Genomic DNA, 482 nt, shown 5'->3' with positions numbered 1-482 from the left:
ATGACTTCACTTTTTGATTTGACCGGGCGGGTTGCGTTGGTGACTGGTTCGAGCCGGGGGATTGGTAATGCGTTGGCGCGGGCGTTGGCTGATGCGGGTGCGACGGTGGTGCTGAATGGTGTGAATGCCGGGCGGTTGAAGGCTGCGGAGGCGGTGATGGCGGCTGATTATGCGCCGGGGCGGGTGCATAGTGTGGCGTTTGATGTCACCGATGATGCGGCGGCCGCGGCGGGGGTGGCGTGGGTTGAGGAGCATGTGGGCCCGTTGGAGGTCCTGGTGAATAATGCCGGGATCCAGCACCGGGTGCCGATGCTGGAGCTGGATGTGAAGGATTGGGAGCGGGTGATTTCCACGGACCTGACCAGTGCGTTCCTGGTGGGCCGGGAAGCGGCGCGGCACATGATCCCGCGGGGCCGGGGGAAGATCATTAACATCTGTTCGGTGCAGACGGATCTGGCCCGGCCCACGATCGCGCCGTATGT

General features: G+C 63.9%; 1 protein-coding gene. It reads left to right on the top strand.

From position 1 onward, the window contains the following. A partial coding sequence (locus AC5RWD_RS23210; protein ID WP_494022268.1) for an SDR family NAD(P)-dependent oxidoreductase occupies positions 1–482 on the top strand: 482 nt, incomplete at both ends.

The sequence above is a fragment of the Arthrobacter sp. CMU6 genome (assembly GCF_059090205.1).
This window is presented reverse-complemented; position numbering and strand designations above follow the sequence as displayed.